The 9258-nt window shown below is 66.8% G+C and carries 7 protein-coding genes; 4 read left to right on the forward strand and 3 right to left on the reverse strand.

The window, feature by feature from the left end:
* On the forward strand, positions 1-412 hold a 412-nt coding region (locus tag EB084_13160), incomplete at its 5' end, for a formate dehydrogenase (protein NDD29206.1).
* Positions 413-472: 60 nt separating this feature from the next.
* Complete coding sequence (locus EB084_13165; protein NDD29207.1) at positions 473-3262, forward strand: formate dehydrogenase subunit alpha; 2790 nt, start codon at positions 473-475, stop codon at positions 3260-3262.
* Between the two features lie 169 nt (positions 3263-3431).
* On the opposite strand, the gene EB084_13170 is transcribed toward EB084_13165, so the two are convergent.
* Together EB084_13170 and EB084_13175 are read right to left on the reverse strand one after the other, a co-directional pair.
* Positions 3432-3812: a hypothetical protein gene (locus EB084_13170; protein ID NDD29208.1), complete on the reverse strand. Its 381-nt coding sequence runs from the start codon at positions 3810-3812 to the stop codon at positions 3432-3434.
* Entirely contained in the window at positions 3770-5038 is a 1269-nt protein-coding gene (locus EB084_13175) for a hypothetical protein (GenBank protein NDD29209.1), read from the reverse strand. The genes EB084_13170 and EB084_13175 overlap by 43 nt, the downstream gene beginning before the upstream one ends.
* A 1012-nt stretch (positions 5039-6050) precedes the next feature.
* Here EB084_13175 and EB084_13180 point away from each other — a divergent pair.
* Positions 6051-7193, forward strand: a complete 1143-nt coding sequence (locus EB084_13180; GenBank protein NDD29210.1) for a hypothetical protein — start codon at positions 6051-6053, stop codon at positions 7191-7193.
* A 39-nt stretch (positions 7194-7232) separates the two neighbouring features.
* Positions 7233-8240 carry a DUF4105 domain-containing protein gene (locus tag EB084_13185; GenBank protein ID NDD29211.1) on the forward strand — a complete coding sequence of 336 codons (1008 nt, stop codon included), beginning with the start codon at positions 7233-7235 and terminating at the stop codon, positions 8238-8240.
* 45 nt (positions 8241-8285) lie between these two features.
* On the opposite strand, the gene EB084_13190 is transcribed toward EB084_13185, so the two are convergent.
* A complete protein-coding gene (locus EB084_13190; protein ID NDD29212.1) occupies positions 8286-9254 on the reverse strand; it encodes a hypothetical protein in 969 nt (322 codons plus the stop codon).
* Between the last annotated feature and the right edge of the window lie 4 nt (positions 9255-9258).

Consider the following 9258-nt stretch of genomic DNA (forward strand, 5'->3'; position numbering starts at 1 on the left):
GCTGGGAGCCTACCTGAGCGCCGACGAGCTCGACACGCCCCTCGACTACGAGGCGCTGGCGGGCATCGGCGGCACGCTCGGTCACGGAGGCCTGGTGGTGTTCGATGACACGGTCGACATGGCCCGGCAGGCGCGCTACGCCATGGCGTTCTGCGCCCTCGAGTCGTGCGGCAAGTGCACCCCCTGCCGCATCGGCGCGGTGCGCGGGGTCGAGGTCATCGATCGCATCATCGCCGGCGAGGGGCGGGCGCGCGAGGCCGTCGTGCTCGACGATCTCTGTGCGACCATGACGAGCGCCTCGCTCTGCGCCATGGGAGGCATGACCCCCAATCCCGTGCTTTCCGCGGTGCGGAAGTTTCCCGCCGACTTCGGGCTGCAGCCGGCAGACGCCCCCTCGGCGTCGGTGACCTGAGCCCCACCCTGACCCCGCCCGAGAAAGACGGGCGAGCGACAAGACGAAGGAGAAATCAAGATGCAGTCGCGCGAGGTCGTCGATTACGGTACTCCCCAGCGCACGTCTGACACGCAGGTGACCCTCGAGATCGACGGCGCGCCGGTAACGGTGCCTGTGGGCACGTCGGTCATGCGTGCCGCTGCCGAAGCGGGGGTGCGCGTTCCGAAGCTGTGCGCCACCGACTCGCTCGAGCCGTTCGGCTCGTGTCGCCTCTGCCTGGTCGAGATCGACGGCCGGCGCGGCACTCCCGCGTCGTGCACCACGCCGGTCGAGCCGGGCATGAAGGTGCGCACCCAGTCAGAGACATTGTCGAAGCTGCGCCGCGGGGTGATGGAGCTCTACATCTCCGACCACCCGCTCGACTGTCTCACCTGTCCGACCAACGGCAACTGCGAGCTTCAAGACATGGCCGGCGTGGTGGGGTTGCGCGAGGTGCGCTATGGCCTTGACGGCGCCAGCCACACCCACGAGCAGAAAGACGAGTCGAACCCCTACTTCACCTACGATCCGTCGAAGTGCATCGTGTGCAGCCGCTGCGTGCGTGCCTGCGAGGAGACGCAGGGCACCTTCGCCCTCACCATCGATGGCCGCGGCTTCGGCTCGCGGGTTGCCGCAAGCCAGAACCAGCCGTTCTTCGACTCAGAGTGCGTGTCGTGCGGCGCCTGCGTGCAGGCCTGCCCCACCGCCACCCTCACCGAGAAGTCGATCATCGCCCACGGCCAGCCTGACCACAGCGTGGTCACCACCTGCGCCTACTGCGGCGTGGGGTGCTCGTTCCGCGCCGAGATGCAGGGCACGCGGGTGGTGCGCATGGTGCCCGAGAAGTCGGGCAAGGCCAACGAAGGGCACTCGTGCGTGAAGGGGCGCTTCGCGTGGGGGTACGCGACGCATCCCGATCGGGTGCTCACGCCCATGATCCGCAAGAGCATACACGACCCCTGGCGCGAGGTGTCATGGGAAGAGGCGCTTGCCTACGCAGCCTCCGAGTTTCGTCGCATTCAAGACAAGTACGGTCGCAATGCCATCGGCGGCATCACCTCGTCGCGTTGCACCAATGAAGAAGACTACCTTGTGCAGAAGCTGGTGCGCGCCGCGTTCGGAAACAACAATGTCGATACGTGCGCCCGTGTCTGCCACTCGCCCACCGGCTTCGGCTTGAAGCAGACCATCGGCGAATCGGCGGGCACCCAGACCTTCGAGTCGGTGGCGCACGCCGATGTCATCGTGGTGATGGGGGCCAACCCCACCGAGGCCCACCCGGTGTTCGCGTCGCGCATGAAGCGCCGCCTGCGCGAGGGGGCCCGGCTCATCGTCATCGACCCCCGGGCCATCGAGCTGGTCGATGCGCCACACATCAAGGCCGACGTGCACATCGCGCTGCGCCCGGGCACCAACGTTGCGGTGCTGAGCGCCCTGGCCCACGTGATCGTGACCGAGGGGCTGCACAACACCGCGTTCGTGGCTGAGCGCTGCGAGTCGAAGGCCTTTGACGACTGGCGCGCCTGGGTCACCAGAGAAGAGAACGCGCCCGAGGCGCTGGCGCCGGAGATCGGGGTCGACGCCGAGACCCTGCGCAAGGCCGCGCGCCTGTACGCAAGCGGCGGCAACGCCGCCATCTACTATGGGCTCGGCGTCACCGAGCACGCGCAAGGATCGACCGCGGTGATGGGCATCGCCAATCTGGCCATGCTCACCGGAAACGTGGGGCGCCTGGGCGTGGGCATCAACCCGCTGCGCGGGCAGAACAACGTGCAGGGCTCGTGCGACATGGGGTCGTTCCCCCACGAGCTGCCGGGGTATCGTCACGTGTCTGACGCGACGGTGCGCGGCGCATTCGAGGCGGTCTGGGGCGTGACGCTGCAGCCCGAGCCGGGGCTTCGCATCCCCAACATGTTCGATGCGGCGCTCGACGGCAGCTTCAAGGGGCTCTACTGCCAGGGCGAGGACATCGCCCAGTCCGATCCCAACATCACCCACGTCGCGGCCGCGCTGTCACTGATGGAGTGCATCGTGGTGCAGGACATCTTCCTCAACGAGACCGCGAAGTACGCCCACGTCTTCCTCCCGGGCTCCACCTTCCTCGAGAAGGACGGTACCTTCACCAACGCCGAGAGGCGCATCTCGCGCGTGCGCAAGGTCATGCCATCACGCTCCGGGAAGGCCGACTGGGAGATCACTGTGGCGCTATCGAACGCGCTTGGTTACCCGATGCGCTACAGCCACCCGTCAGAGATCATGGCTGAGATTGCGGCCCTCACGCCGACGTTTGCCGGCGTCACCTACGAGAAGATCGATCGGCTCGGCAGCATCCAGTGGCCCTGCAATGACGCGGCGCCGGAAGGCACACCCATCATGCATGTCGATGCGTTCGTGCGCGGCAAGGGAAAGTTTCTCATCACCCAGTATGTGGCCACCGAAGAGCGCGTGACACGCAAGTACCCGCTGCTGCTCACCACGGGCCGCGTGCTCACCCAGTACAACGTGGGCGCCCAGACGCGCCGCACCGAGAACGCGCGCTGGTACGGCGAAGATCTGCTCGAGATCCACCCGCACGACGCCGACGATCGTGGCATTCACGATGGCGACATGGTGGGACTCGCCTCTCGCGCAGGCGACACGGTGCTGCGCGCGGTGGTCACCGAGAAGGTGCAGCCGGGGGTGGTGTACACCACCTTCCACTTCCCCGAATCGGGGGCCAACGTGGTGACCACCGAGTCGTCGGACTGGGCCACCAACTGCCCCGAGTACAAGGTCACCGCGGTGCAGGTGATGCCCGCGAGCCGTCTCTCTGAGTGGCAGCGGCACTGACGACGGCGACCTCACCCCTGCGCTACGCCCCCTCGCAGCCCGTGCGCTCGAGGCGCATCGGGCGTTGCTGGTCGGGTAGGGTAGGATGCGATGCGCATGAGGTCGGTCTCGCCGCTGCGACAGCGCAGCGGCGCAGCATCACGCATGTCCGCAAGGTCTCTTGCGAACCTCAGTTCACGGGCGTATAGAACGTGACCTTGCACGTGTCATTGGCAGCATTTGCGTCACCTTGGAAGATGGAGAGCGGGTAGCAGCCGTCCCCCAGTGGAGCGCTCAGCGAGAAGTGGGTCGTCTGACCTGCAGCGAGAGTGTCGATGTACCACTGTCCCTCGAATTTGTTGCCGCTCGGCTCGATCTTCCACAGGGTCACCCTGCGGTGGCCGCTGTAGTCCCAGCCGCTGCAGTTCAGAATGGTCACGTCGGAGAGCTTTTCTGCGCCAGGCTCGATGGTCTGCCCGTTGGTGGCCTTCCCGATGGCGTAGGCTTGCGCGTCATCGTCGGTTGCGATCAGGCGTGCGTGGGAATGCGCACGCCTCCCACGATGATCCACCCGTCGCCGACCTGAATGGCGGGCGTGGGCGCCTCGGTGTTGTCACGATCCGCCGCCTGCGGTGCAGTGGCCGTTCGCGCGCTCGCCTCTACGGTCCATCGGCCTCGCGGGGGTTCGGCCATGTGGATTGTGCCCTGGTCGTCGAGCCAGAGCAGACGTCCGCCCGCGCCGGCGCGTGGGCCTGTGTACTTCGCGGTGGGCATGTGCCACTGCCAGAGAACCTCGCCGTCGCGGGGATCGAGCCCGAACACCTTCGAGCCGTCCGCGGGCGCGACCACGGTACCGTCGGGTAGAGCCTGCGGCGTGGGGCGCTTGAACAGGGTCTGCTGGCTGGTCCACTCGAGATTGCCGTTGCGACCATCGAGCGAGTAGACGAATCCGCGATCGCTGCCCACGAGCACGTGTGCGTGATCGGCGGTGAAGAGAGCACGAGGGTCGGCAGGGTCGGGGGGAGACGGGCGGGTCACCATGATGTTGGGGGAGCCGCCCGCGGGGTGGCTCCCCACAGGTGGATGCACGTCCCACACGAGCTCGCCGTTCATCGGGTTGCGCGCCGAGATCGAACCCCACAGACGGCTCACGTAGAGGGTGTCGTCATCTCCCAGGGCCCAGCTCTGATGGTTGAATTTTTCATGTTCTTTCCAGCGAATCGATCCGTCGGGCTCCAGGACGTGGATCGTGTTGTTCCAGTCGAGAACAAATGCGGCGCCGTCTCGTGCAACCAGGGGGCCGGCCTTGAGGTTGGCCTCGAAGGAGGTGGCGTAGATGACGTGTCCGTCATCGCCATCGCACCGAAACACGCGGTTGTCATTGCTGCGAAGGTAGATGGACCCGTCTCTTCCCAGGGTGGGGGTGTTGCCGAAGGCTGTGTCGAGGGCGCTCTCCCAGCGCTTCTCGCCGGATGTGGTGTCCACGCAGAGAAGCTTGCCCTTGTTGCTGAGCGTCACGATTGATGCGCCGTCGTTCGAGAAGACGGGGGCGCCAGCCAATCGATCGCACGCCTGGCTCCACAGCACATCGCCGCACTTGGGATCAAAAGCCGCAAGTCCGCCATACAGGCCGTGCGTGAGGGCTCGACCGCCGTCGGGCGAGATGGCCAACGAGACAGGGGTGCGCACTCCCTCGACGGATTTGCTCCAGGTGTCTTGCAAGGTGAGAGGACCTTCGCCAACCGATGGGGTGGGAGAAGGTGGAGCGGCCGCGGTGCGCGTTGCGATCATCGCCATGCCGGATGACGTAGGCGCTTGCGCTGCACGAGACGGGGGAGTGGCGGGCGTGACGCGACCGACGGAGCTCTTCACGGGAGGCCTCTTCTCAAAGGAATGCTCCTGGCTTCAGGAGGCGCACCGTGAGGATACCCACGTGGGTTGGAAAGAGTCTGAATCTTTTGTCAACCTTCGATCGTTCGCGTCTGCTTTCGGGGAGATGCGCTGCTTCAGAGCGCACAGACCTCCCGCACCGGACGGGTCCCACGGCGCGGACGGCGCGGACGGTGCGTCCTCGCGTCGCCGTCGTGCTCGCGCCGCCGTCGTCCTCGCGCCGCCGTCGTGCTCGCGCCGCTCACCACGTTCTGCAAGTATAAGCCCATTTAGGCTTCTAGTGACGAGTATAAGCCCATCTGGGCTTCTATTCACGAGAATGCGCTCGTCTCTTCGGCGGTGACTAGGTGCCCGTGGAAATACTCGATGCCGCGGGCATCGTTATCGAGGTTGGTGAGCGAAGACCGTGCTCTGCGAGGAGATGAAGTCCGCGACTGCCGCCCCCATGTACTCGGCGTTGCGCCTGTCGAGCGCCTCCGCAGAGACGTGGGACAGGAAGTCGCAAACGGTGGCGCCCACACCCGTGCCTCTCGTTTTCTCTGGTGCAATACCCGCTTTGGGTAACGCTCGCGGCTTCTTTTTTTGGGCAGCGCAGAAGAGAATGCGGCGATGTGGTGCTCAAGTTGTTGGTTTGTCTTATTCACTGAAGCGACATTGCCAATGCAGGCCCGCCATCGCAGCAGTTCACAAAAACCTGGCTGCCAGACGGGAGTGGGACGCGCTGGGAATGCCTCGGGCCCATCGGCTTTTGCGCGACAGAGGCAGCCGGCGGTCGGCGTTTGCGCGACAGAAGCAGCCGGCGGTCGGCGTTTGCGCGACAGAGGCAGCCGGCGGTCGGCGTTTGCGCGAAAATCGGCGGCCGTGGAGCTTCTGGAAGGGCCGAGCGGACTCCGCCCGCGCGAGGTCGAAGCACACACCTGTGAATTGCTTTCGTCGTCTCACGCTCGTGGTCGCCCTGCTGACGCTCGCCCTCCGCGGCCTGGCAGTGTCCCAACCGTCCCCCTCGTCCATCGCGGTGGTGTCGACCGCGGAAGGTCTCCCTTCCCCTTTCGCTCGTGCGCTTGCGCTCACCCCGGCGGGGCTCGTGGTCTCCCTCACGAACCCCGGTGGCGTGGACGCATGGCTGGGCGCGGCGCGCATCTCGCTGGGCAAGCCCGTGACGGTGACGTTGATGCGGGGGGCCTCGAGCGGCCTGGCCGGCGACCACATCGCGGCCTTGCGGTGTGGTCGAGACGGCTGTCTGTGGGCGGCCACCGACAAGGGCCTGCATCGGCTCTCCGCGGGATCGAGTCGCTTTGAGCGCGTCGGTCCCTCAGTGGCGCTCGAGCTTCTGGCCGTGGGAAGCGATGGCGTCGTCTGGGCGAGCGGCAGAGACGTGTTGATGCGATGCAGCGACACGGGGCTCACGACGCTGCCCCTGTCGCTGAATGCGCGGCGCCGCGCGCGGACGTTGCTGGCCGGCGCCGATGGGCGGGCGTGGCTCGTCTGTGACGACGAGGTGATCGAAGCCGACGCGCAGCGCGCCAGGCCCGTCGAGCTTGCCGGCACGCCCCTCGAGAACCGCCGGCGCGAGCGCGGTGAGCGGCGCTCTCCACGGTACTGGATCTTCGATGCCGCTCTCGATGCGCGGGGAGACCTCTGGCTCACGTCCGCCACGCGCCATCTCGTGCGCTATCACAACCGACGCTTCGCGCGCGTGGCAGACGGCTATTTCAGCAAGCTGGCGGCGGGAGCTGGCGGTGTGTATGTAACGGCGTTCGACGGCACCCTGCGCCGCTGGACAGGACGATCGCTCGATGTCATCTGGCGCGGATCTCGTGCGGACGCGTGCGGCGCGCTGATGGTAGATCATCGGGGCGAGGTGTGGCTCGAGCACGAGACCGATGGCAAGGTGCCTTCAGCCATGATGCGTCTTGCCCCGGATGGGCGTCGCATCGCAACCTGGTCGCTGCGACGCGCGGGGAGCACGGCGCTGTCTCCGGGGGTGCTTGCCATGGAGAGCGATGGCGATGGCGGTCTCTGGTTGTCAACCAATGAGGGCGTCTGGCACCTGAGGCCGTGACCCGCGGTGTGCACAGGAGCCTGCCTGTCGAGAGACAACATGCACTGCATGCAACCACCGTTCGATCCGCGCCAAGGCGCTGCGCGCCTGGTCTCCGAGTCCGATGATGTCTTTCATCTCGAGGGGGTGCGCTGGGGGTTCGACGAGCGTGGTCCCTACGAAGCGTGGGTGGGTCGCTTCTGCGACGCCGTCGTTGACGCAAAGCGGGTCGTCAATGTCTCGATCGCCATCGAGCCGTTCCCCCCGGAGTGGATTGCGGCGCACTCGTTTCTCGTCTTCGAGCTGGCTCCGGAGTCACCCGTGCGAAACCGGTTCGGTCAGACCGATAGCGCGTTGGTGATCTCGGCCGAGGCGCACCTTCGCGTGGGACAGTCGTTCAGCCTGGTTGCGGGAATGTGCCGGACGTATCCGATGATGATTCAGGTGGGAACGTGGTCAGACGTGGTGCAGAAGACCTGTCGAGGTGAAGGGCACAAGATCATTCGCCACATCCTGGCCCTCACCGAGACCCAGAAGCGGGAGATGCTCGTGGCGGCCCTGCGTCGCGCCACCGCCGCCAAGCCCCAGTTCTACAACACGCTCACCAACTCGTGCCTCACCACGGCCATCCGCGAGATCAACGCCGCGCTGCCGTGGCGCGAGCGCATGTGGAACTGGATCATCCCTGGTGTGGTTCCGAACCTCGCGGCGGCAATCCCGCGCACGGCCCCCATCTTCCTCACCGCGCGTCATGCGCTGCGCGACACGCCCTGCATCTTGACCCAACCGGAGAAGGGGCGCTTTCCCGCCCAGCAGGCGAGGCTCACTCCGCTGGCGTCTGCCGTGCGCGGTCTCAGCGCCTCGCGTTTCTGGCGGCCGGGCGTGCGACTGGTCGGCCTTGCGCTGGGTCTTGCCGTTGCCCGCGAGCGACGCATGGGGCGTTTCGGCACCGCGGCGCTCGGCTTGCTCGGTCAGCTGGCAGGGCGGGTCACGGCCGACGTGGTGAAGAGCCTGGTGAACGTGCGCTTCGAGCCGTCTGAGCCCTACCTGGAGCCCGAGCGCGACTGATCGATCACGGTTGCATCGGGGGCCTGCGGTGCGGGGCGAACCCGGTCAGCGGTCGTAGCGCGCGAGGTCTGCTTCGATGCGCTCGAGCAGGCGAGGGTTGGCTGCGCGCAGGGCCGCTTCATTGGCCTGCTCAGCGGTGATCGGAAGGCCGGGGCGATCGGCGGTGAACCAGGCTTCGAAGGCGTCGGCGTACTGCTCGGCGGGGTGCACGCGTGCGTAGGTCGTGAGCATCTCTGACGGATTGCGGGCGGCGGAGGCACGAATCGCGCGCATCGCCGCTTCGTGATCGGCACGCGTGGCGGGGTCATGCAGCGCCAGGAACTCGGCCACGTGTCCGAGCTCGTGCAGCAGCACGCGCTTCTGGCTGGCCTGGTCCTTGCGCTCGCAGAGATGCTTCTCCTTGACCACGAGCACGGGGCGGAACCGCCCGTCTTCCCAGAACCGGAAGAAGCCCGCGCTGCTCGTGAGCGATCGGTTCATCTGCTCGATGTCGCGCAGGGTCTGTGCGGTGTAGCGCTGACCCTGATAGAAGTGGATGTCGGGCAGGCGCACCGACTGGCCTGCCGTGAGCGGCGCATCGGGGCGAAGGGTGTTCAGCGACGAAGCCTGCGCCACGAAGAGGTCGATCTCGGCGGGGGTCGCTGCGCCGCGCGCGCGAGCCACGTCGGCCAGGGTCTGTCGGTCGCGCGGAGGGGCGTCGATGGGGTCGGTGCCGTTGAGCGTGAAGGCATCGGCGCGCGCCACCACCACAGCGCGCGCTTCCGGCTGTGGCACGGCGGCGTCTTCGGCGAACAGCCGCGCGGGAACCTGGGTGGCCCCTTCAGGAAGCACATAGATGCGTACGCCTTCTTGTTTCGCCTTCTCGAGCAGCCCAGGGGGGACGATGCCCAGATCGTGCACGATGGCGTCTCCGTGGCGCGTCCACGAATCGGCGTCGGTCATCTGCGCCAGGGTCGCCGTGTTTCGGGCATGGCGTTCGCGCAGCGTCGCCGCGTCGAGCATCTCGGTGCGCACCGGG

The sequence above is a fragment of the Pseudomonadota bacterium genome (assembly GCA_010028905.1).
GTDB lineage: Bacteria > Vulcanimicrobiota > Xenobia > RGZZ01 > RGZZ01 > RGZZ01.

What these genes read in the sequence shown, in the direction of transcription:
- EB084_13165 (NDD29207.1), top strand. Translation starts at nt 473, where the DNA reads ATGCAGTCGCGCGAGGTCGTCGATTACGGTACTCCCCAGCGCACGTCT.
- EB084_13185 (NDD29211.1), top strand. Translation starts at nt 7,233, where the DNA reads ATGCACTGCATGCAACCACCGTTCGATCCGCGCCAAGGCGCTGCGCGC.
- EB084_13175 (NDD29209.1), bottom strand. Translation starts at nt 5,038, where the DNA reads ATGGCGATGATCGCAACGCGCACCGCGGCCGCTCCACCTTCTCCCACC.